Source organism: Williamsia limnetica, from assembly GCF_003217475.1.
Taxonomy (GTDB): domain Bacteria; phylum Actinomycetota; class Actinomycetes; order Mycobacteriales; family Mycobacteriaceae; genus Williamsia; species Williamsia limnetica.
The window spans coordinates 105371-128621 of record NZ_QJSP01000008.1; the positions used below are offsets into that span (position 1 = coordinate 105371).

24 protein-coding genes are annotated in these 23251 nt (G+C 63.4%); 8 read left to right on the forward strand and 16 right to left on the reverse strand.

Going from position 1 to position 23251, the window contains the following annotated elements:
• The first annotated feature begins 102 nt into the window (after nt 1-102).
• The gene (locus DFR67_RS14570) at nt 103-936 is read left to right on the forward strand and encodes a TauD/TfdA dioxygenase family protein (protein WP_110470228.1); all 834 of its coding nucleotides are present in this window, start codon (nt 103-105) and stop codon (nt 934-936) included.
• A 23-nt stretch (nt 937-959) separates the two neighbouring features.
• On the opposite strand, the gene DFR67_RS14575 is transcribed toward DFR67_RS14570, so the two are convergent.
• From DFR67_RS14575 to DFR67_RS14645, 15 genes are all read right to left on the reverse strand, one after another.
• Nucleotides 960-1574, reverse strand: a complete 615-nt coding sequence (locus DFR67_RS14575; RefSeq protein WP_245937958.1) for a hypothetical protein — start codon at nt 1572-1574, stop codon at nt 960-962.
• 87 nt (nt 1575-1661) lie between these two features.
• Nucleotides 1662-2165, reverse strand: a complete 504-nt coding sequence (locus DFR67_RS14580) for a hypothetical protein (protein WP_110470229.1) — start codon at nt 2163-2165, stop codon at nt 1662-1664.
• Nucleotides 2162-2764, reverse strand: a complete 603-nt coding sequence (locus tag DFR67_RS14585; protein ID WP_110470230.1) for a TetR/AcrR family transcriptional regulator — start codon at nt 2762-2764, stop codon at nt 2162-2164. The genes DFR67_RS14580 and DFR67_RS14585 overlap by 4 nt, the downstream gene beginning before the upstream one ends.
• A gap of 95 nt (nt 2765-2859) precedes the next feature.
• Nucleotides 2860-4008, reverse strand: a complete 1149-nt coding sequence (locus tag DFR67_RS14590) for an acyl-CoA dehydrogenase family protein (protein WP_110470231.1) — start codon at nt 4006-4008, stop codon at nt 2860-2862.
• Nucleotides 4009-4021: 13 nt separating this feature from the next.
• Nucleotides 4022-5170, reverse strand: a complete 1149-nt coding sequence (locus tag DFR67_RS14595) for a thiolase family protein (protein ID WP_110470232.1) — start codon at nt 5168-5170, stop codon at nt 4022-4024.
• Nucleotides 5163-6029: an enoyl-CoA hydratase/isomerase family protein gene (locus DFR67_RS14600; protein ID WP_110470233.1), complete on the reverse strand. Its 867-nt coding sequence runs from the start codon at nt 6027-6029 to the stop codon at nt 5163-5165. The genes DFR67_RS14595 and DFR67_RS14600 overlap by 8 nt, the downstream gene beginning before the upstream one ends.
• A complete protein-coding gene (locus DFR67_RS14605) occupies nt 6019-7257 on the reverse strand; it encodes a CaiB/BaiF CoA transferase family protein (RefSeq protein ID WP_110470234.1) in 1239 nt (412 codons plus the stop codon). Before DFR67_RS14605 ends, DFR67_RS14600 begins: the two co-directional genes overlap by 11 nt.
• Nucleotides 7257-8024: an SDR family NAD(P)-dependent oxidoreductase gene (locus DFR67_RS14610; RefSeq protein ID WP_110470235.1), complete on the reverse strand. Its 768-nt coding sequence runs from the start codon at nt 8022-8024 to the stop codon at nt 7257-7259. Before DFR67_RS14610 ends, DFR67_RS14605 begins: the two co-directional genes overlap by 1 nt.
• Entirely contained in the window at nt 8024-9190 is a 1167-nt protein-coding gene (locus DFR67_RS14615) for an acyl-CoA dehydrogenase family protein (protein ID WP_110470236.1), read from the reverse strand. Before DFR67_RS14615 ends, DFR67_RS14610 begins: the two co-directional genes overlap by 1 nt.
• A gap of 182 nt (nt 9191-9372) precedes the next feature.
• A complete protein-coding gene (locus DFR67_RS14620) occupies nt 9373-9690 on the reverse strand; it encodes a hypothetical protein (protein WP_110470237.1) in 318 nt (105 codons plus the stop codon).
• Complete coding sequence (locus DFR67_RS14625; protein WP_110470238.1) at nt 9656-10060, reverse strand: hypothetical protein; 405 nt, start codon at nt 10058-10060, stop codon at nt 9656-9658. The genes DFR67_RS14620 and DFR67_RS14625 overlap by 35 nt, the downstream gene beginning before the upstream one ends.
• On the reverse strand, nt 10057-10764 hold the full coding sequence (locus DFR67_RS14630) for an ABC transporter ATP-binding protein (RefSeq protein ID WP_110470239.1): 708 nt from the start codon (nt 10762-10764) through the stop codon (nt 10057-10059). Before DFR67_RS14630 ends, DFR67_RS14625 begins: the two co-directional genes overlap by 4 nt.
• Complete coding sequence (locus DFR67_RS14635; RefSeq protein ID WP_110470240.1) at nt 10761-11477, reverse strand: ABC transporter ATP-binding protein; 717 nt, start codon at nt 11475-11477, stop codon at nt 10761-10763. Before DFR67_RS14635 ends, DFR67_RS14630 begins: the two co-directional genes overlap by 4 nt.
• Complete coding sequence (locus DFR67_RS14640) at nt 11455-13635, reverse strand: branched-chain amino acid ABC transporter permease (RefSeq protein ID WP_110470241.1); 2181 nt, start codon at nt 13633-13635, stop codon at nt 11455-11457. The genes DFR67_RS14635 and DFR67_RS14640 overlap by 23 nt, the downstream gene beginning before the upstream one ends.
• A complete protein-coding gene (locus DFR67_RS14645) occupies nt 13635-14999 on the reverse strand; it encodes an ABC transporter substrate-binding protein (RefSeq protein WP_110470242.1) in 1365 nt (454 codons plus the stop codon). Before DFR67_RS14645 ends, DFR67_RS14640 begins: the two co-directional genes overlap by 1 nt.
• 456 nt (nt 15000-15455) lie before the next feature.
• On the opposite strand from DFR67_RS14645, the gene DFR67_RS14650 reads away from it, so the two are divergent.
• From DFR67_RS14650 to DFR67_RS14680, 7 genes are read left to right on the forward strand one after another with little or no spacing between them, the layout of a single operon-like run.
• Nucleotides 15456-15986, forward strand: coding sequence for a carboxymuconolactone decarboxylase family protein (locus DFR67_RS14650; RefSeq protein ID WP_110470243.1), 531 nt, complete (start codon nt 15456-15458; stop codon nt 15984-15986).
• 3 nt (nt 15987-15989) lie between these two features.
• Complete coding sequence (locus tag DFR67_RS14655; protein ID WP_110470244.1) at nt 15990-17261, forward strand: aromatic ring-hydroxylating oxygenase subunit alpha; 1272 nt, start codon at nt 15990-15992, stop codon at nt 17259-17261.
• On the forward strand, nt 17242-17568 hold the full coding sequence (locus DFR67_RS14660) for a hypothetical protein (RefSeq protein ID WP_110470245.1): 327 nt from the start codon (nt 17242-17244) through the stop codon (nt 17566-17568). The genes DFR67_RS14655 and DFR67_RS14660 overlap by 20 nt, the downstream gene beginning before the upstream one ends.
• Before the next feature lies 1 nt (nt 17569).
• Nucleotides 17570-18781 (forward strand): metal-dependent hydrolase family protein, encoded by a 1212-nt coding sequence (locus DFR67_RS14665; RefSeq protein ID WP_110470246.1) that lies wholly within the window; start codon nt 17570-17572, stop codon nt 18779-18781.
• A complete protein-coding gene (locus DFR67_RS14670; protein ID WP_110470247.1) occupies nt 18768-19184 on the forward strand; it encodes a nuclear transport factor 2 family protein in 417 nt (138 codons plus the stop codon). Before DFR67_RS14665 ends, DFR67_RS14670 begins: the two co-directional genes overlap by 14 nt.
• Before the next feature lie 11 nt (nt 19185-19195).
• Nucleotides 19196-20296 (forward strand): acyl-CoA dehydrogenase family protein, encoded by a 1101-nt coding sequence (locus DFR67_RS14675; protein WP_110470407.1) that lies wholly within the window; start codon nt 19196-19198, stop codon nt 20294-20296.
• A gap of 3 nt (nt 20297-20299) precedes the next feature.
• The gene (locus tag DFR67_RS14680) at nt 20300-21100 is read left to right on the forward strand and encodes an acyl-CoA dehydrogenase family protein (protein ID WP_110470248.1); all 801 of its coding nucleotides are present in this window, start codon (nt 20300-20302) and stop codon (nt 21098-21100) included.
• Between the two features lie 330 nt (nt 21101-21430).
• Here DFR67_RS14680 and DFR67_RS14685 read toward each other — a convergent pair whose 3' ends face one another.
• Nucleotides 21431-23161, reverse strand: coding sequence for an HNH endonuclease signature motif containing protein (locus DFR67_RS14685; RefSeq protein WP_158539965.1), 1731 nt, complete (start codon nt 23159-23161; stop codon nt 21431-21433).
• Nucleotides 23162-23251 lie beyond the last annotated feature (90 nt).

Consider the following 23251-nt stretch of genomic DNA (forward strand, 5'->3'; position numbering starts at 1 on the left):
CGAGCAGACGGTTCACTTCGTTGCTGTACGAGTGTATGGTTCATTTCACATGCTATACGACTGTATTGCAAGTGCCGCGCTCGTATTGCCTAAGGAGCAACGATGTTCGACGCAATCACCCCGATCACCCCGGCGATTGGAATCGAGGTCACCGGGGTCTCGGGCGAATCCCTTGCGAATCCCGATGCCGCCGCGTGGTGCCGCACCGCGCTGGACGACCACGGGGTTGTACTGTTCCGCGAATGCCACATCGGCGACGACGCACTGGTCTCCCTCAGCCGCCTGCTCGGCGAGGTGGTGATCGCCCCTGTCGGAGGCCAGCAGAGTCATCCAGAGATCTCGGCAATCAGTCTCGATCCGGCCAAAACCGTGTTGGCAGCATACAACTCGGGCACGTTCCACTGGCATATCGACGGCGCCACCGACGCCATTCCGCAAAAGGCCACCCTGCTGACCGCGCTCGAAGTGTCCACCGAGGGTGGCGACACGGAGTTCGCCAACACGTATGCCGCGTACGAAGCCCTCTCCGCCGACGAGAAGGCCGAGATCGATGGACTCCAGGTCGTGCACAGCTTCGCTACAGCGCAACGGCTCGCGAACCCGGACCCCACCGACAAGCAGATGGCCGCGTGGGCCCGCGTCCCGAGTCGCACCCATCCGCTTGTGTGGACCCGTCGCAGCGGCCGTAAATCGCTGCTCATCGGAGCCACGGCGGGCGAGGTGGTCGGGATGTCCGCATCCGAAGGGCGCGCACTTCTCGACCGTCTCCTCGAGTGGTCGACAGGGCCGCAGTTCGCCCTACGGCAGCATTGGCGCCGGGGCGACCTGGTCATCTGGGACAACACCGGCATGCTCCACAGGGCAATCCCGTACACCCCCAGCTCACCCCGTCTCATGCACCGCACCACCCTCCTTGGCGAGGAAGTCGTCGCCTGACGTCTGGCCGCGGGTGCTGCGCGTCAATGGTGCTGCAGCACCCCGCCACTGGCGATCGACAAGTCGCTCGACCGGAACCGCTCGGTGACGGTCACCGCTTCGCTTACCGTGGGAGCTGCCGCGGTGAGAGCCTGCGCTTTGAATATTCGTGCCGCATTGCTGAGCTGGTGTTCGAGCGGGGTCAGCCGGCTATCGATCGACGTCACGCCGGAACACCCCCACATCACGATGTCCGTGGTACCGCGCTCCAGGGCGCGCTCAATCCCCTCTCGTAGCCGCGGATCACTTTCGTAGAGCTCGGCGGCCACCACCACCGCATGCGGCCAAGGCGTGTGATCGCTTGACGTCAGCGCTGCCCGAAGATCCAGGGCCAGAGCCGATTCGAGGTCGAGGACCCTGGTTCCCAGTATCTCCAGTGGCCGGGGATCCGAGTCGTCGGCAACGAGCGTGGTGACCGACCATCCGGCCATCATCCGGTCGAAGAGCAGGCCTCCGGCATGCGCGATGATGGCCTTGGTCGTCGGCCCGAGAACTGCCAGCCGATATCTAAGATGGCGCGTCTGTGCACGCCGACGTTCACCATTCACACGACGAATCGCGTCACTCTGGCGTTCGGCGATTTCACTCGAATCGGGCATCGGCAGTCCAATCATCTTCTGAGGTCAAGACGGTCCACCCCGTGATCGTGTCTCCCCCTGAGGCACCATGGTTCGGCGCCTGACCGGTCAGGCGGGAACCAGGTCCGCCCGGCCCTGCGCGGCGCAGGCCAACAGCTGGCTGCTCCGGTATGTTTCGACCGGATCCACCGCGATGGGTGCCGCAGCAGCAGCCAGCGCATGGGCCTTGAACGCGCGGGCCGCGAGGCTCAACCGGTGCTGCACCGCATCGACTCGCTGATCGATGTCGGTGGGCGTGTCGCCCCACAACGTCAACTCGGTCTCCCCACGGTCGAGATTCTCCACGAACCCGTCGCGAATCCGGGTATCGCGCTCGAAGAGTTCAGCGGAGACAGCGACGGCCTGCGGGTGGATCCCGTGCCCCTGCCATTCGAGTCCGGATGCGAGATCAACCGTCTCGGCGCCGAGGATCTGCAGCGGGCGAAGGTTCGAGTAGTCCTCGAGCAGGACGACGACATCCCATCCGGCCATGACCCGGTCGAACAACAGGCCTCCCGTGTGGCGGACCGCGTCGAGCATCGATGACGCGACGATGACGAGGCGATACCTCACGAAGCCTTCGTCGGAGCGAAGTCCTTCGCCAATGAGTTGGTGTATTCCCTGAACACTTCGGTCAATGGAATCGTTCGATCGAGCAGCCATGAGGTTTCCATCCCATTCAGAAAGGCGACGATTTCGACGGCCCGTAGATCCGGGTCGAGGTCGGTTCGGTACCTGCCGTCCTGCTGGCCGCGCCGGATACCGGCCGCGACGGTGCTGACTGACGCTTGGTACCTGCTCACGATCCGTTCGTGGAGCGGTGCATCCGGTTCCAGGTTCTCGATCTGCAGGACCGCAAATGTCCCGATCAACTCAGGTGAGCGCTCGAACCGCTCGGCGACGTGCACGATTTCCTCGAGCAGGTCGCCGGATCGGTCCGAATGTTGGTCGTCATCGGCGTCACGCCGCTCGAGTACCGCATGCAGAAGCTGCGCCTTGGACTCGAAGTGGTGGAGCAGACCGGCGGAGCTGACACCGGCCTCTTTGGCGATCTGCGACAAAGCCGTGTTTCGCCATCCGTTGCTTGCGAGCAACCGCTGAGCTACGTCGAGAATCCGACGCTTACGCTCCTCGCCTTTGACGAGTAGCGCCTCATACGGCCGTTCCTGCACCCGGATCTCCTTCGATCAACCAACCAACTGAGCACATAGTAGGTTGGTTTCGAAGATGTGACAACCGTCTCTTTGAGAAACCGGCGCGTCGCCCGTCACAGGCCGAGTGACTTGGCGATGATCACCTTCATGACTTCGCTCGTACCTGCATAGATACGGGCTACACGGGCATCGGTGTACAGCCGGGCAATGGGATATTCGGCCATGTAGCCGTATCCACCGAAGAGCTGAAGGCAACGATCGACCACCCGTGCCTGCACCTCGGTGCAGAACAACTTCACCCGGGCCGCGTCCGAACCGGACAATTCGCCATCGACCAGATCCAGCACGGCCCGGTCGATCATCGTCTGCCCGGCCTCGATCTCCGCCGACATCGCGGCGAGTTCGAACTTCGTGTTCTGGAACGAGGAGACCGGTTTTCCGAAGGCCTTTCGCTCCTTCACGTACTCGATCGTGGTGGTGACCGCCGCCCGGGCCTGGGCGATGGAGCCGACCGCGACGGTCATCCGTTCCTGCGGCAGGTTGTTGCCGAGGTAGCTGAAGGCCTGACCTTCCTCGCCGAGGAGGTTCGCTTTCGGGACGCGGACGTTGTCGAACGACAACTCCACGGTGTCCTGGACCTTGCAGCCCATCTTGTCGAGCACACGACCCCGCTCGAATCCGGCCATGCCGTTCTCCACGACCAGCAGCGAGAGACCGGCCCGCCTGTTCTCGGGATCGGTCGACGTACGCGCCACGACGATCACCAAGTCGGCGAGCAGACCACCGGTGATGAAGGTTTTCGCACCGTTGAGGACGTAGTCGTCACCGGTGCGAACGGCCGTCGTCGACACGCCCGCGAGGTCGGACCCGGTACCGGGTTCGGTCATCGCGATGGCCGAGAGCAATGTGCCGTCGGCCAGACCCGGGAACCAGCGCTTGCGTTGTTCGGTATCGGCGTACTCGAGAAAGTACGGCAGGATCACGTCGAGTTGCGTGCGGACGGTGGCCAGCGTGACGAGCGCGCGGGCCGCCTCCTCCTGCAGGATCACGTTGTAGCGGTAGTCGCGAAGACCCGCGCCACCGAACTCCTCCGGAATGGCGATTCCCAGCAGACCGAGCTCCCCGAGCTGCGCGAAGATCTCGCGAGGCATCTGGCCGGCCTTCTCCCAGGCGGCGTACTCGGGAACGATCCGCTTCTCGATGAAGTCCCGTGCAAGTTTCCGGAACGCCTCATGGTCGGCGGTGAACACATCTCTACGCATGATCTCGTCTCCTCTAGTGCGATGCCAGCTCGACGAGGGTGGCGTTGGCCGTGCCGCCGCCCTCACACATGGTCTGCAGTCCGTACCGAATTCCGTTGCCCCGCATGTGGTTGATCATGCGGGTCATCAGCACAGCACCGGAGCCACCGAGTGGGTGGCCGAGCGCGATCGCGCCGCCGAGTGGGTTGAGCAGCGCGGGATCTGCCCCGGTTTCGGCGAGCCACGCCATCGGGACCGGCGCGAAAGCCTCATTCACCTCGAACACGCCGACGTCGGCCAGCGCAACGCCCGCCTTGGCAAGCACCTTGTCGGTGGCCGGGATCGGACCGGTGAGCATGAGAACCGGATCAGAACCGACCACTGCGCCGGCAACATAACGGACCAACGGAGTCAGTCCGAGCTCTGCGGCCTTTTCCGGTGTGGTGATCAGCAGTGCCGCCGCACCGTCTGAGATCTGCGAAGAATTGCCCGCGTGGATGACGCCGTTCTCGTCAAACGCCGGCTTGAGCTTCGCGAGCTTCTCCGCCGTGGTGCCGCGCCGGATCCCCTCATCGGCACTGACCACACCGTCTTCGGTTGTGACCGCGACAATCTCGGACTCGAAGGCGCCCGCATCCTGAGCCGCCGCCGCACGCCCATGCGACACCGAGGAGAACTCGTCAACGGCCGTGCGATCGAAACCCCACTTCTGGGCGATCTTCTCGGCGGAGATCCCCTGATTGAACGCAAAACCGTCGTAGCGTCCCAGCGCCCTGGGTCCGTACGGTGCACCACTGGCGCGAGCCGCGCCCAGCGGTACCCGGCTCATGACCTCGACACCACCGGCGACAACCACGTCCTGCTGACCCGACATCACCGCTTGTACGGCGAAATCGATCGCCTGCTGGCTCGATCCGCACGCTCGGTTGATGGTGACGCCCGGAATGGACTCAGGCCATCCCGCCGCCAGCACCGAGTACCGGCCGACATTGCTCGACTGATCGCCGACCTGCGACACACAGCCCCAGATGACATCATCGATGACCTCCGGGTCGATACCGGAACGCTCGGCGAGTGCGCCCAACACGTGCGCGGACAGATCAACCGGGTGCACGCCGGCCAAGCCGCCGTTACGTTTGCCCACCGGCGTACGAACGGCCTCGACGATCACTACTTCACGCATCTTTTTCTCCAGTTTCGGTCTTGTACGACTTTGGTGTGCCATTTGCGGCGGGCCTCGGCGCCGCCCATCGGCCTGCGAACGTCGGCGTCCGCTTCTCGGCGAATGCCGCATAGGCCTCCGAGGCATCGGCGGTCGCGAAGTTCACTGCCTGCGCTCGGGCTTCGCCCGCCAGCGCATCGTGCAGGGTGCTGTTCGCCCCTTCGTTCAACAGCGCTTTGGTCTGAGCGAGTGCAATCGGCGGTCCGGCCGCCAACCGCGAAGCCAGGTCAGCGACGAAGCCGTCGATCTCGGCATCGTCGACCACCCAGGTCACCAGGTTCAGCGCCCGGGCTTCCTCTGCGCCGATCGTGTCGGCCAACATCGCCAGGCGCTTGGCCTGTTGTAGTCCAACGAGTTTCGGAAGCAGCCACGAGCCGCCCAGATCGAGCGAGAGCGCGCGCTTGACGAATATCTGGGAGAACGTCGAGGCCGTGGTGGCCACGACGAAATCGCATCCGAGGGCCAGATTCCAACCGGCTCCGACCGCAACGCCTGACACCTTCGCGATGGTCGGCATCGGCATGTCGTGCAGGAGTTCGGCCACTGCGCTCAGGTTGCGCAGCTTGTAGGTCGGATGCATCGGATCCGGTGAGGCGATATCGGCTCCGGAGCAGAATGCCCCACCCGCGCCGGTCAGCACCAGGGCGTGTACGCCCTGATCACCTCCGGCCGCGATCAGGGCTTCGCGCAGCGCGATCCACAGCTCTGTGTTGATCGCGTTCTTCCGGCGCGGCCGATTGAGCGTCAGGGTTCGGACACCATCATCGTCGCTGACAAGCAACGCCGACTCATCGGCCGCGTCATCGATGTCAGCGCTCATACGCTCGGCCCACCGCCCCCTGCTCCCGCAGGGCCGCGAGTTCGTCTCGATCGACCCCGATCTCACTCAGAACAGTGTCCGTGTGCTCCCCGAGCCCCGGGACCGCTCCCATCGGGGGATCGAAGCCGGAGATGATCGGCGGCGGCAGCAGAGCCTGTATCGAGCCGCCCGGGGTCTCGATTTCGCGCCACCTGTCCCGCTCCGACAACTGTGGATGGGCGATCACCTCGCTGGGGAGGTTGTACCGTGCGTTGCCGATTCCGGCATCATCGGCGACCTTCTGGATTTCGGCGAGATCATGTTGCCCGCACCACGCACCGATGGCCTCCTCCAGCACATCCCGGTTCTGCACACGACCCGAGTTGGAGGCGAAACGCTCGTCGTCCGCGAGATCTGGGCGCTGCACGATCTCTCGTGCCAGTCGCTGCCACTCGCGATCGTTCGTGGTGCCCAGGACCACGGTCTGTCCATCAGCAGTGCGGTAGGAACCGTAGGGCGCGACCGCGGGCGAGCTCATTCCGAGCGGCTGTTGGTCGATACCCGAGTGCCGCGTGTAGTTGAGCTGATAGCCCATGACCTCGGCAGCGGTGTCGAAGAGACTCACGCTCACCGTCGGCGTCTTCTGTCCGGTTGCCGTGCGTGCGTCTCGTGAATACAGCAACGCCATGATCGACAGCGCGGCGTACAGACCGGTGGACACGTCCGCAACCGGCGGACCTGGTTTTGCGGGCTCTCCCGGGAAACCGGTGACCGCGCAGACGCCGGCCTCGGCCTGAACGAGCAGGTCATAGGCGCGTTTGTGTGACAATGGCCCACCGGTGCCGTACCCGTCGATCTCGACGGCCACCAGGTGTGGATGTCGTTGGGCGAGTTCGTCTCCCGATAGTCCCAACCGCGCGGTCGACCCAGGGGTGAGGTTGGACACCAGCGCATCGGCTTCATCGAGCAATCGATGCAGCAGGTCGATACCCGACTGCGACTTCAGGTCGAGCGTGACCGATTCCTTGCCGCGGTTCGCCCACACAAAGTGCGCGGCTTGACCTTTCACCACGTCATCGTAGTGACGGGCGAAGTCGCCCCCCTTGGGGTTCTCCACCTTGATCACACGTGCGCCGAAGTCGGCAAGCGTCCGCGTACACATCGGAGCCGAGATCGCCTGTTCCAGCGTGACCACGGTGACGCCTGCCAGCGGCGCCGCCGCGCCTCCCGCGCAATCCTGGTCGATCATCACATCACCATGCCACCATCGACAGGCAGCACCTGACCGGTGACGAACGAGGATGCATCCGAGGCGAGAAATACGAACGCACCCGCCACCTCTTCTGGTTCCGCCCACCGTCGCAACGGGATCCGATTGAGCATGGTCTCTGCGAACTTCTCGTTGGTCCGAATCGTCTTGGTCATCGGGGTCGCGGCGAGAGGCGCCAGGGCATTGACAAGGATCTGCTTGCGAGCAAGTTCCCGCGCAAGTGATTTGGTCAGTCCGATGATGCCGGCCTTCGCTGCCGAGTAGTTGACCTGGCCCAGCGTTCCGGTGATCCCGGCCGACGACGTCACATTGATGATGCGTCCTGTGCCATCGGTGGCGAAATACCGCAGGCCGGCCTGAGAACAGTTGAACGCCCCCTTGAGGTGGATGTCCAGCATGCGCTGGAACGACACCTCGGTGGTGTCCTTGAACATCGCCGGAGCGGTGACGCCCGCGTTGTTGACCAGGATGTGCAGCGAGCCGCCATTCAACGCCGCTGCGCGGGCGACCGCTTCGTCGGCGGCGTCCCTGTCGGTCACGTCGAGTTCGAAGCTGTCGGCCTTGCCACCGGACTCATTGATGCGCGCGGCAACTTTGGCTGCTGCGTCGCCGTTGACGTCGGTCACGAGGACCCCGGCACCGGCCGCCGCGTACGCCTCGGCGACTGCCGAGCCGATTCCGCCTGCGGCTCCGGTGACCAACGCCGAGCGTCCCGTCAGATCGAACAATCCCTGTCGTGCGGCCATCAGTAGCTCCTCGGCATTCCCAAAGTGTGTGATCCCAGATAGTTCAAAATCATTTCCTGACTGATCGGCGCGATACGCATCAATCGAGCTTCACGGAAGTAGCGCGCGACGTGGTACTCCTCCGAGTAGCCCATACCGCCATGAGTCTGCACAGCACGGTCGGCGGCGGCGAATCCCGCTTCGGCACACAGGTACTTGGCCGTGTTCGCCTCGCGGCCGCAAGGTTTCCCGCTGTCGTAGAGCCAGGTCGCCTTGCGCAGCACCAACTCCGCCGCATCCAGGTGGGCAAGTGCATCTGCCAAGGGAAACTGGATCCCCTGGTTCATGCCGATCGGGCGGTTGAACACGACCCGCTCGCCACCGTACTTGACCGCCTTGTCCAGGGCGACGCGTCCGATCCCGAGGGCTTCGGCCGCGATCAGCATGCGCTCGGGATTCAGTCCGTCCAAGAGGTACTTGAATCCCTGACCTTCCTCACCGACGCGATCTTCGATCGGAATCCGGAGGTCATCGATGAAGAGTTCATTGGACGTGACGGCATTGCGGCCCATCTTGGGAATCGGCCGGATCGTCACCTTGCTGCGGTCGAGATCGGTGAGGAACAGCGTCATCCCATCGGTCTTCTTCTCCACGTCCTCGTACTTCGTCGTACGAGTCAGCAGCAGGATCTTCTCCGACTCCATGGCCTTCGATATCCACACCTTGCGGCCGTTCACGACGTAGCTGTCGCCGTCTCGTCGGGCGAATGTCGTGATCCGGGAGGTGTCCAGTCCCGCACCCGGTTCGGTGACTCCGAAACACACATGCAGGTCACCGTTCACGATCCGAGGTAGCGTGCGGGCCTTGAGTTCGTCCGATCCATGCACCACCACCGGGTGCATGCCGAAGATGGACAGGTGGATCGAACTGGCTGCGTTCATCGCACCCCCCGACCGCGCCACCTCTTCCAGGAGAATGGTCGCCTCGGTGATCCCGAGGCCATGACCGCCGTACTCCTCCGGCATCGTCATCCCGAGCCAACCGCCATCGGCGATCGCTTTGTAGAATTCTTTCGGAAACTCGTGCGCGAGATCCTTTTCCATCCAATACTGGTCATCGAACCGGCTCGCCAGCTCGGCCACCGACTTGCGGATCAGTTCCTGATCCTCGGTCAATTCGAAATTCATTCCGTCGGACACTGGCCAATCCTTCTCTATCGGGTCGAAACATGTGCGGGACAAGCCGGAGCGCAGAAGACACCGGCGCCATAGAGGGATCCATTCGGAAGCCCTCTACGGCGACGCAGATCCCACAATGAACCGGGTATCAAGACCGGCGTCGCCGGTGGCTCACCGCCCGTGCGTCCATGTCAGTCCGAAGCAGGCAGCGGCTTGGCGCTCTTGATGCTCAGCGGAGTCCCGTTGATGGTGAGCTCACCGGTTCCCGGTGACGTACAGAGGAGTTCGACGGTCCCGTCGGCGTCGGTGTACCTCTTGCCGAGAAGCGTTGTCGGCGTGCCACCGTCGCCGGCGATCTTCTCCGCGGTTGCCGCCGGGATCATGGGTGCACCACCACAGGCGATCGAGACATCGTTGTCGGCGGGCACCTTGACGACCACTACTCGAGTGGCGCAGGTGGTGCTGGCCAGTTGATCACCTGGGCGTAACGGCGTGCTTGGGTTTGTCATCGTACTCATCCTTTTCTACCAGAGGAATGTGATTGGGCGACAGCCGATCACCGAGGACGCTGAGATCGAACGCCTGTCGGGCCAGCCAGAAGCGAAGGAAGTTCGTCAGCGAATATCGCAGGAACACAGCCGATCCTACGACAGCACTCGAGATTCCGATCAATGCGATGATGATGGCATCGCGCTGAACGAGTGGATTCGAGGTCCCGTGCGACATGAAGTAGGCGATGATACCCAGTACCGGACCGAGCACGAGCAGGGCGATTCCGATCCGCAACCACAGGACAGCCCTTCCTGACGCGGGATCCGGTATCTTCAGTTCGGCCAGCTCGCGAGTGAAGCGGTCGGCGCGGGATTCAGTGGTGGTCATGAGGAACTTCCTAGGTAGAGGGCTGCCAATTCGGTCTTGAACGCTTCGTCGGGTCGGCCTTGATGCTCGACCCGGCCCCGGACGAGAACTGCCGCGTGGTCGGCTATGTCGAGAACTGCGGCGGCGAACTGCTCCACGATGAGCACCGCCACACCCTGCCGGGCGATCTCGGCAACCTGCTCGTACAGCTCGCCTACGATCAGGGGTGCCAACCCCATCGACAGTTCGTCCAGCAGGAGAACCGCCGGATCGGTCGCCAATCCGCGACTGAGGGCCAGCATCTGCTGCTCGCCTCCGGACAACGTCCCCGCTGTCTGGGACGCCCGCTTGCCCAAGATCGGAAACCGCGCGAACGCGATCTCCTCGATCTCCTCACGCGAGCGACCCGTGAAGGTCATCATCAGAAGGTTTTCGCGGACAGACAGATTGGGGAACACTCCGCGTCCCTCGGGAATCAGGCAGACGCCGGATCGGGCCACGTCGCCGAGTGGCAACCCGGTGGCGTCGCGGCCGCCGAGGAACAGCTGCCCGGACTTGAGGGGGTGCACGCCCGCAGCGACCTTGAGGGTCGTCGTCTTGCCGGCGCCATTCGGCCCGAGCAGTGCCACGACCTGCCCGGCGGCGACGCTCAGGTTAATACCGTGCAGCACGGTGATCGCGTCATACGCCGCGCGTACGTCTTTCAGTTCGAGCAGAGGACTCATGCTTGCGCTCCCAAGTAGGCCGCCAGCACCTTCTGGTCGCGACGGATCACCTCGGGCGGGCCGGACGCGATGATCTTTCCGAGGTCGAGCACGAATACCTGGTCGCACACGGCCATCACCAATTCCATGTCGTGCTCGACGAGCAGGATCGCTGCGCCACGATCGGCGATGGTGCGGAGCAACGTGGCAAATCGCTCGGTTTCCTCCGGGTCCTGACCCGCCGCCGGTTCGTCGAGCAACAGCAGGCTCGGTTTCACCGCGAGCGCGCGTGCCACCTCCACCAGGCGGGCGATGCCGGTAGGCAGTTCATCCGCACTCTCCTCGGCGACCGCGGCGAGGCCGAGACGTTCGATGATCTCGTCGACCACCGTCGCGGCGTTGCGGCGGTGGGGTCCGAGTTCGGCTGCCACGAGCAGGTTGTCCCGCACACTCAGCCGCCCGAAGAGCTCGAGCCGCTGGAAGGTGCGGGCCAGACCGCGTCGCGCCCGCTTGGCCGGACCGGACCGGGTGACGTCATGGCCGTCCATCACGACCCGACCCGACACCGGCTTGCGGAGCCCCGTGACGACGTCGAACAACGTGCTCTTGCCGGCACCGTTCGGACCGATCAACCCGGTGATCTGGCCTGCCTCCGCGGACAGGGCGACGTCGTCCAGGGCGCGGTGGCCGCCGAAGCTGACGGTGACCCCACTAACCTCGAGTTGCGACGGCATGGTCCAACACCTCCTCGTCCTCGGCGCGGTAGGGACGCTTGATGCCCCACCACTCGACCGGGATATCCGAATCGAGGATTTCGTCGTCCGTGGCCGGTGGATGCGGTTCAGTCGGCGCAGTGGCCGTTGAACCCGACCGCCTGCCGGCCCGGTACGACACCAGGTACCGAACTGCCACCAGACCGACGACGATGGCACCGAAGAAGATCCAGCCGTCGATGACGTCGGTGAGGCGCAGGATCCAGAACGCCACGAACCAGGACACGAACCCGACAAGGGCAGCCCTGTCGGCGAACATCGGATCCCATTCTTTGCGCATCTGAGAGATCGCCCCGGAGCTCAGGATGCCTCCGGCGAATGCCACCCCGGCCAGGCCGGGTATCACGGCGACGAGATCGGACGACGACGGCCAGATCGCCACCACGGCGACGAACGGACCGGCGAGCGTGAACCCGGTGAAGAAGCCGGCACCCAGCGACCCGAGGCCGGCGATCACGGCGATCAGGAACAGCGGGAGTCCGGCGACGAAATTGAACTGTTCTGCGGTGACCGACTGCAACTGCATTCCGTAGAGTGCCCCACCCAGGCCGGCGATACCGGCACCGAGCGCGAAGACCGCGACCTTTGCCAACAACAGGTTGCCGCCGAGCGTCGCGTATGCCGCCTCGCTGTCCCGCTGCGCGATCAGACGACGCCCGAAACGGCTCCGCCGCAACAGCGCCACCCCAAGGGTTGCCAGTGCCAGCAGGACTGCCGAGAAGACCGTGATCTTGGCCGCGCTGTCCACATGGAAACCGAACAGATTGGGCCCCACCAACTCCACCGAACCCTGATCGAACAGCGTGATGTCGACCCCGAAGACGCTGAACGTCGGCAGGGTGAAGATCCACCGGTCCATGATCACGGCGAACGCGGCCGTTCCCAACGCCAGATAGACGCCCGACAAACGCAGCGCGGGCACTGCGATGATGGCCCCGGCGATGGCCGAGACGACCACCGCGGCGATCAGCGCCCACCACTGCCCCGACCCGCCGAAGTAGGCGCACGCGACTGCCCCGATGCCTGCCATAGTCAGCTGGCACAGGGAGATCTGACCTGCAAAACCGGCGAGCGGCACAAAGGACAGCGCGATGATGCTCATCGGGAAGATCAGCCCGTAGGTGATCAGATCGCCCTCGTCCAGCACGGTGGCCAGAACAAGTGCAAACGTGATGATCACCGCGCCGAAGAATGCCGTGCCCCGCAGGGTCGGTAGCGGCACCTTCGTCAGGCGCCTGTCCCGGCCACGCAACCGGCCGTGAGGGAAGAGCAACAACGCCACGATCAACAAGAGTGCGGGTGCTGCGATCCGAAGGCCGGGCAGATAGGCGTTCTGCGGTAGGTAGCCGGCGAGATAGCTTTCGAGACAACCCACCACGATGGCGCCGACAAAGGTCATCGGCAGACTCTTGAGACGACCGAATATCGCAGCCGCATAAGCACTGATGATCAACAGTGACAACTGCATGGCGTCGAGTGCGACAGTCGAGGCGATGAGGATGCCGCCGATGGCCGCCAGTTCGGTGCCGAGGATCCAGGCGACCCGGTTGGAGCGGACGGGATCAGCGCCGGTGAGCCCGACGAGGCCCCGATCGTCCACCGTGGCCCGCATCTCGGTGCCCGTGCGTGTCTTGAACATCAGGATCCGAAGCCCGACGGCAACCGCGATCGCCACCGCCATCGTTATCGCCTGATGCCAGGTGACCGTTGCCGAACCGATGTGGAACGCCTGCTTGTCGGCGAAGAACACCGGAATCGATCTCGCGCCGTTCGGGTCCCATATCCACCTCGCCAACGCGATGAGCGCGCTGAGCAGGGCGATGGTCATCACCAGTTTCTCGGCCTCGCCGAGTCTCTGCACCGGCCTCAGGGCCAACTCGACCAGTAATCCGAATCCCGGGGCCAGCACACCGAGGACGATCACCAGCGCGAGCCATACCGGCAGCCCCCAGTCGACGGTGAGTTGCCAGTAGGAGAACGCTGCCATCATCCCGGCTGCGCCGTGTGCGAAGTTGAACACACCGGTGGTCGTGTACGTGAGCACCAGTCCACTGCCGATCACCGCGTAGATGGCCGCGGTGGTCAGCCCGACGATGCCGAAAGTCAGGAATTGGTCCATTACTTGACGTCGCTCATGCTCTTGCCGACATCCGCCAACGTCATCGGGACGCCATATTCCTGGGTGTATTTCAGCGGCTCGATGTTGCAGCGGTAGACGCCGTCGTCCGGCTGGAAGTCAGCGGGCTCCCATCCCTTGGACGTCGCCTTCTCCGCGTTGAAGCACGGCGACGGCGGGATAGGTGCCTGCAAGTTCTGTGGTGCGGTCAATCCACCACCGGTCCAAGCTGTTTCGGATTTCGCCGCGTCGAGTACACACGTCCGTGTCAGCTCATCGCCACAGCTGGCGGCAGCTTTGGCAAACAGCAGCCATGAGGAGAACGCGCGGATTGCCGGCAATGTGATCTGCGCATCGGGTGCGTACTTCTCGAACAGCTCCACCATCTGCTTGGTCGCGGGCTCATCGCTGTTCAGCGGCGCCACGCCGCCGAGGTCGAGCACATTGTTCTGGTAGTCGGCAGAGGTGCCCGCGAGCTCGATGAACTGCTCGTTGTAAGCGTTGTTGTTGGTGTCGATCCAGTCGAGCTTGTAATCCATGCCGGTGAGTACGGCCTCGAGCTTGGCCAATTGCTTGAAGTCGCCGTTGTAGAGCAGACCCTTGACGCCCTTGCTCTTGATCGACTGGGCGTACGGCGTCCAGTCGGAGACTCCCATTGCCGGGTACAGGTCGTTGTAGACGATGGTTCCCCCGGCGGCTTCGATCGACTCGACTGCCTGCGCGCCAATAGTTTTCGTGACCGGTGAGTCACCATTGATGACTCCGACGGCCTTCGCGGACTCGGGGTAGGCCTCTTTGATCAACCAGGTGCGGAACTGGTAGTACGGGTCGTAGCCGGGGGTCTGACTCGGGGACGCACTGACCTCGAGGTCTGCGCCGACAGCAGTCAACTGGGCCACCTGCGCCGGGAAGCTCGGGAGTGCGCAGTTCAGCCGCTCTTTCACTCCGAGCCCGTCGAGCGCGCTTCCGCCCCCGACAAGTGCAAAGTCCTCCCGGCAGGCTGCGATCATCTGCTGACGGGTCTCCATCAGCTTGCTGTCGCGAGTGTTGGCAACCAGCTGGCGACCGTTGATGCCGCCGAGCTCGTTGCACCAGGACGTGAACACCTTGGCCGCGTCGACGAACTCTGAGTTCTTGGTGAACCCGACGTCCGAGAAGACTCCGACTTGGATCTCTCCGTCCGTGACGCCCTGGGTGGGAGCACCTTTCGCGTCGCCGGACTGACAGACGTCCGACAGCGTGCCGAAGTCGCTCGAGACGCTGTCCGACGACGTCGCGCCGCCTCCGCCCTCTTCCTCACTACCGCCGCCGTCGCGTCCGCCACATCCGGCCACCAACAGCACGATCGCCATCAGGGCGATGAGCATGCGATGTTTTTTCACCCGTTCCTCCTCGACTGGGTCTGTATCCGTCCGGGGCCGAGGTCCGAGATGGGGAGCAGACGTTGCCCTTGGCGCTCGATGCGCTCCAAGGGCGGGGGTTGTATGACTACAAGGAAACTAGCTTCTCAGATTTGAAGAATCAAGATTTTGTAGGATGCAGATCACACCGTACCCGAAGTGCCAACCCGGCGGTGTGTGACGAAGGAACGGCCCAGATATCGATGCCAGCAGCAGTTACCGCAGGTGGGAGATCCGTAGGTGCGGCTACGGCGACTCGTCGGCTGTCAAATGCAGCGAAACCCTCCGGGGGATCGGCCTCGGGGACCGGCCGGCTCCCCCGCAGCTCGATTTGCATCGAGGATTGACTAAACGACCGAAGCGTGGAAATCTACTGTTCATAAGTGAGAATGCAATTCTCACCCGTACGAGAGGAGGTGGTGGGTGCGCATACCCCCGCTACCCGCAGACCAGTGGGACGACACCGTGGACGCCGCCCTCAAGGGAATGCTGCCCCGGTGGCGAAGAAACCCCGAGAACGCGAGCACGGTGCTGTCCACCCTGGTGCAGCATCCAGCGCTCACGCAGGCGTACCTGAGCTTCAACGTCTACATCCTCTTCAACTCGACCCTCACGGGTCGACTCCGTGAACTGATGATTCTTCGAATCGCCACACTTGCCGACTGCGCCTACGAGGTCAGCCACCACAGGGCGCTCGGCAAAGACGCGGGGTTGACCGACGAAGAAATCGAGGCCGCAATACGCGGCGAGGGTCGCAGCGATTCCGATCGTATAGCCCTCGCTGCGGTCGACGAGTTGGAGAACAGCTCTCGGATCTCCGATGACACGTGGACGCAACTGTCCGAACATTTCGACGAAAAACAACGCATGGACCTTGTTTTCACAGCCGGGTCCTACCGCATGCTCGCAACAGCCATCAACTCATTTGACATACAGCTCGAAGACGAAAGGTAAATTGTGGCCCATTTCAAGAAACCAGATGCAGGTAGCTGGACCGAACACTGGCCGGAACTCGGTACAGCGCCGGTCGACTACTCGGACTCCACCGATCCCGAGTTCTACCAGGCAGAGATCGACGCCATCTTCAGAAAGAAGTGGGTCAACATCGGCCGCGTCGAGACGATCCCCAAGAAGGGGAACTTCTTCACCCGCGAGATCGCGGCTCTGGGAACCTCGCTGATCATCGTCCGCGACTCCAAGGGCGAGGTCCGCGCATTCCACAATGTCTGCCGCCACCGCGGTAACAAGCTGGTGTGGAACGACTACCCGAACGAAGAGACCTCGGGTACGTGCCGGCAGTTCACCTGCAAATACCACGCATGGCGCTACAGCCTCGAAGGCGATCTGACGTATGTGCAGCAGGAGGGCGAGTTCTTCGACCTCGACAAGAACCAGTACGGCCTGGTCTCGGTGCGCTGCGAGGTCTGGGAGGGCTTCATCTGGGTCAACATGGACGACAACGCCAAGCCGTTGACGGACTACCTGGGCCGGTTCGCCAAGAGCGTCGAAGGCTACCCGTTCCACGAGATGACCGAGGTCTACAGCTACAAGTCGACGATCAACAGCAACTGGAAGCTGTTCATCGACGCGTTCGCGGAGTTCTATCACGCTCCGGTGCTGCACCAGAAGCAGGCGACCAAAGAAGAGGCAGAGAAGTTGCTGCACTTCGGTTTCGAGGCCCTGCATTACGACATCGACACCCCGCACTCGATGATCTCCAGCTGGGGAGGCATGTCGCCGCCCAAGGACGAGAGCATGGTCAAGCCGATCGAGCGGAAGCTGCGCAGTGGGCTCTTCGGCCCCTGGGATCGCCCCGACATCGAAGGCCTCGACCCGCTGCCCGAGGGCATCAACCCGGCCGGCGCGAAGCCCTGGGGCGTCGACGAGTTCGAGTTCTTCCCGAACATGTCGCTGCTGTTCTGGGCGCCCGGCTGGTACCTCACGTACCACTACTGGCCCACCGCGGTGAACCAGCACGTCTTCGAAGCCCGGCTGTACTTCGTACCCGCGAAGACCTGCCGCGAGCGCCTGGCCCAGGAGCTCGCAGCAGTGACCTTCAAGGAGTACGCATTCCAGGACGCCAACACCCTGGAGGCGACGCAGACGATGCTCGCCACCAAGACTGTCAGCGATTTCCCCCTCTGTGATCAGGAAATCCTCCTCCGCCACCTCCACAAAGTGGTCAAAGACGAAGTTAGGGAGCACAAAAATGCCGCAGTTACCAGCTGATTTCGCCGAGCTCGAGAAGTTCTCGGACTGGATCTTGGCCACCGAGGAGGAGCGTTACGCAAAGCGCCTCGAAACGAGCATGGACGACATGCAGGTGTTCTACGACGCCGGCATGGAGCACATGGACGCCGTGCTCGACCACCTCGACAAGTTCGACCTCTACGATCTGCCGGATCCGGAACGGGCACTGATGTACCTGATGCAGTCGGTCGTCATGGTGTCGTTCCCGATCGAGGTCTGGAAGCAACCCCGCGTGCTCGACAGCGGTGCTGCCTGGGTCGAGACCGTGCATCAGCCGGCCTTCTGACATGCAGACACTCGTAGCGGCGGGATTGCTCGACATCGACTCCGGCGAAATCGTCCGGCCCGGGATCATCCGGGTCGACGGTGAGCGAATAGTCGGTGTGGGCGGTTCTCCAGAAGGCGAGGTCATCGACCTCGGTGACCTCATCCTCGTCCCCGGATTCATGGACATGGAGGTCAATCTGCTCATGGGCGGACGCGGCGAAAAGCCGGTCGCGTCAATGGTTCAGGATGATCCGCCGATACGAATGTTGCGTGCGGTGGGCAATGCCCGCCGCACGCTGCGGGCCGGTTTCACCACCGTCCGCAACCTCGGTTTGTTCGTCAAGACCGGCGGCTATCTTCTCGATGTGGCACTTGGCAAGGCGATCGACGCCGGTTGGGTCGATGGCCCCCGGGTGGTCCCTGCCGGTCACGCCATCACCCCGACCGGTGGACACCTCGACCCCACGATGTTCGCGGCTTTCATGCCCGGCGTCCTTGATCTGACCATCGAAGAGGGCATCGCCAACGGTGTGGCGGAAGTTCAGAAAGCCGTTCGGTACCAGATCAAACACGGCGCCCAGTTGATCAAGGTGTGCGTCTCTGGCGGCGTCATGTCCCATACGGGAACAGCAGGTGCGCAACACTATTCGTTCGACGAGCTGGTCGCGATCGTCGACGAGGCCCATCGGCGTGGGCTGCGTGTTGCCTCGCACACCCATGGTGCCGAGGCCGTCAAGCAGGCCGTCAAGGCTGGCATCGACTGTATCGAGCACGGCTTCCTCGTCGATGACGAGGCGATTCAGATGATGGTCGACAACGACACCTTCCTGGTGCCGACAACCCGATTGATCGACGGCATGGACATCTCTCACGCTCCTGACGAGCTGAAGGAGAAGGCTGCCGAGATGTTCCCGAAGGCTCGTATTGCGGTGAAGAAGTGCTACGACGCGGGCGTGAAGATTGCCGTCGGAACCGACGCACCCGCGATTCCGCACGGTAAGAACGCGGACGAACTGGTTGCTCTGGTCGATCGTGGCCTGCCACCGCTGGCAGTCCTGCGCGCGGCCACCACCGTTGCCGCCGACCTGATCAACGTCACCGATCGCGGACGACTCGTCGAGGGACTGCTCGCCGACATAGTCGGTGTGCCAGGAGATCCCCTGGAAGACATCACCGTCACGCAGGATGTCCGGTTCGTCATGAAAGGCGGAAAGGTCTATGTCAACAAATGACGATCTGCTGGAACTCCAGCAACTGCTTGCCCGCTATGCGGTGAACATGACCAAGAACGACGTCGCCGGGGTTGTCGCGGTCTTCACCCCTGAGGGCACCTACAGTGCCTTCGGCGATGCGTTCACGCTCGATCAGTTCCCGGAACTCGTCGCGGCGGCGCCCAAGGGCCTGTTCATGACCGGGTTGCCGGTGATCGACCTGGATGGCGACACCGCGACCGGAACACAGCCGCTGTGTTTCATCCACGACGCCACCCACGACATGCGTATCGGCTACTACAGCGACACCTACGCCCGGACCGCTTCCGGATGGCGTATCCAGACCCGCAAGATGACGTTCATCCGCCGCAGCGGTGAGCACGATTCGGGTATCCCGCACGCGTTCGAACCGTCAGGGGCATGAACAGCGCCGACATGAACAGCGCGCAGTTTCGCTCAGCTGTTCGTGAGTGGCTCGACGCCAACGATCTGACTGCTGGACCCGACCATTCGCTGGACGGTCAAGTCGCACAGCTGAATCGTGTGCGCCGGGCGCTGTTCGATGCCGGTTGGATGCGGTACGGATGGCCCACCGAGGTCGGCGGTCTCGGCGGGCCGGCGGAACTGCGCGCAGTCCTCGGCGAGGAGGTCGCGATCCGCGATCTCGCAGAGCCAGGCCTGTATTCGATGATCGAAGTCCTGGTTCCGACGATGATGTCCTACGCGACACCGGAACTCGCTGCTGAGATGGTGCCGCTGATGCTGAGCGGCGCCGAGCAGTGGTGCCAGGGATTCTCTGAACCCGGTTCGGGCAGCGACCTTGCGTCACTGACGACCAAAGCCGTGCAACAGGGCGATGACTGGGTGGTCTCGGGCCAGAAGGTGTGGACCAGTCTGGCCCAGTACGCCTCGCGTTGCGTCCTGTTGACCAGAACGGGACCGGGTCACAAGGGGATCACCGCGTTCTTCGTGGACATGGACACCCCCGGAATCACCGTGCGGCCCCTGCGCACGATGCACGGGGTCGACGAGTTCGCCGAAGTCTATTTCGACAACGTGGTCGTCCCCGCAAACCGAATGCTCGGGAAGCCCGGCGACGGCTGGGGAGTCGCGATGGATCTCCTCCCCCATGAACGTTCGACGTGCTTCTGGCACCGGATCGCCTACCTGTTCACTCGTCTGGACCGCTTACTCGTCCAATCCGCACCCACGACAACGGTCGCGGACGATGCAGAACTCGGCGCCGCGTATCTGGCGCTGCACACGATTCGCTGCCGCTCGAGGATGACGCAGCAGCGGTTGGCCGACGGCGCCCAGTTGGGGCCCGAGACGTCGGTGGACAAGGTGCTGCTGGCGACGGCGGAACAGCAACTGTTCAACACCGCGCGAGACCTTCTGCCGGGAGCAATCGAGCTCGCAGAGTCGGAATGGCGAACCGAATATCTCTATTCGCGCGCCGCCACCATCTACGGCGGCACCGCGGAGATCCAGCGCAACATCATCGCGCGACGGCTACTCGACCTCGGGAAGGAGTGAGGCATGGACGACGACGAATTGTTATTGCTCACCGAAACCTTCCGTAGGACCATGGCCGGCGCATCAGGGCCCGCGCTCGATGCCGCACTTGTCGAACTCGGCTGGACCGAGATGCTCGGCGAGATCCCGGAGTTCGCGGTTCCGATGGCGTTTCGATTGCTCGGCGAGACCGGTGCACATGCGTCGTTGATCAACGACCTGATCGGCGAGGACGTACCGCTGCCCTTCGCCGGCGGTTCCTGGGTGCTCTGGCATCGAAACCACAGTGCGGCGACGTCCGTCCTCGATCCCGAATTGCCACTCGAAGTCGTGGAATCGGGCGGCGCGACAGCGCTCTCCCCTGCCGCTCTCGCCGCCTGTCGTCGAGCCATCGGTTGGTGGTTGGTCGGTACAAGCCGGACAATGTTGTCGCTGGCGCGCGAACACGCACTGAGCCGTACCCAGTTCGGAAAGCCCGTCGCAGGCTTCCAGTCGATCCGCCACAAGCTCGCGGAGACGTTCGTGGCGATCGAGGGCGCCGAGGCGACTCTGCAGGCGGCCACCGGCGCAGCTGGATCATCCAGCGACGATGGATTGAGCTCCCTGCTCGCCAAAGCCGCTGCCGGACAGGCCGCCCTCACCGCAAGCAAGCACTGCCAGCAGATCCTGGGTGGGATCGGATTCACCGAAGAGCACGACTTGCAACGCCACATCAAGAGGGCCCATGTCCTCGATGGTCTGTTCGGTAGCACCCGTGAACTGACCCGCGAAGCCGGTGCGATCATCCGTGCCCAGGGGTCAGCTCCCCGGCTCGTCGATCTCTAGGGACAGGTTCGCAGCACCAGGTGGATCTGATGGGTCGGGCGGATCCGGTAGGCCCGGTGGCCCGGCGCTGAGTTATCGTTTCCGTTGCAGGAGTGAGGCTTTGCGGCGTTCGAGCATCGCGTGGCGGGACTCGATCAAGGCCTCGTCCGGATGATGGGCAATATTGACCCTCGGGTGTGCGGTCCGGGTCCAATAGTCGTTGAACTATAGGTTCACTGGTCGGCCCACCGGCCAAGATCTCCATTTTCGACAACACTGAGCCGCGCAGCAGTGATCGCGGCATCGGAGTGCACCACGCAAGCATAGGCTTCGTGGTGCACTCCGGCCGTCTCATTGTGAGAGCGGATCCGCGTCCGGCCGCGACTCATCCGGCAATGGTTCGCCTGGAGGATCTGGGCTTTGGCCGCTCAGTTCTCTGGTGCGTTGCTCGAGTTGGGCTTTCCGGCGTGCGAGCATGGCCTGCCGGGCCTCGATCAAGGCCTCGTCCGGGTGATGGGCACGGTTGACCCGAGGTTGTCGGTCCGGGTCCAGGAACGCCGGTGGTATCCACGCACAGCGGCCGGCGTCGGGGCCTTCGGTGATCATGACCGTCTGCCACTGATGCTCCCCCGGCCCCACCAGCTTGTGATGCTGCGGGCACGCCGGAGCCAGATGCGAAATATCCGTCAGCCCACCGAGCATCCACTCCGTGGTGTGGTGAGCTTCGGCCCACATCGCCGGGTCCGTACATCCACCGAACGAACAACCGCGGTGTGCGGCGAACATCGCGATGCGTTGCGCTTCGCTGGCCAACCGTTTCGCGCGGCCCAGGTACAACACTTCGTTGCTGTGGTTGGCGAACACCGCCAACGCCTTATCGCTACGCGCAGCCAGCTTGATGGCATCGCTGATCGGCAACACCGTCCCGGTCGCGGTATAGACCAGATCGTGGCCGTACGGACGCGACGACCCACCAGCCAACGTCGGCAACCAATCCCGATCCTCCCAATGCGTCTGCGGATCCGCACGCTCAGGCTCAGGCCTCGGCTCGGGCTGCGGCTCTGACTCGGGCTGCGACTCTGGCTCTGGCTCGGGTTTTGGCTCGGGGCGGGAGTCTGCTTCCTGCTTGCGCAGAGCCTCATCGAGTTGGTCTTTGGTCATGCTGATGATCAACTGCACCGGCAACCCACGATGAGTCTTACCCAACTGCCCCGACTCAAGCAGATACATGAGCATTGCTTTGAGGGCGTCATGATTGCGTTGGGACTGAGTACGGTTGTCGTTGTCGGCCGCTGCCTGCAGGACCGCAGGATCGAGCGCTGGATCATCAGCGGCACCGGACGGGGACAGCTCGTCGTCGGAGTTGTTCATCCCCTGTGCCGCCCACACCCCCAGCATCACTTTCATCAGTGCCGTGGTCGTCGGATCCAGATGGCCCGCCACCTTCGCCATCATGTCCACCGCTTGATCGCCCACGCTGACACCGCGCTTCTTCGCCCGATCGACATCATCAGCGAGCCTGCCGTCGGGATCCAAGTAGTCGACGATCCGCTCGCCGATCGTCTCGACCGCAGCAGGGTTGTACTTGCGGCACAGATCAGCCAACGCCACCTCAGTATTCGCCCGCTGCTCCGGGTCGATCTTGTGCGGAATCTTCCCCATCACCTTCACCACCGCACCGACATGATCGAGATCGATCACACCTTGAGCCAGTAACGCAGCGGTCTCCGGGAACCGAGGCCCGATCACCTCACCACTCGGAGTCACCGACGGCGTCAATGCATCCATCGCCTCTACCCGCGCCTTCGCAGCACCCGGACGCAACCGCGCCACCGACGTCAACACCGCCGCAGGCGAGGAACATCCCACCTTCGAATATGCCCGCCGCACAGCAACTTCCCGCAACACCGGCAATCCCGCCGCCGACAACCGCCGCGACGCGACCTCAAGACGTTCCACCACACGCACACACTCCACGTCAGACAGAGCAGTCAGATCCAACGTCGACAGACGTGCGATCGCAGCATCCAGCTCCGACACCGCACCAACAACCGGCGAATCAACAACAACACCCTCCGACACAAAGACCCCCTCCCCAGGGAACCGAGAACCACACGCAGACAATAACAACCAAAAAAATGATTCGCCGTCAGAAGAGTTTCTCTACGCCTG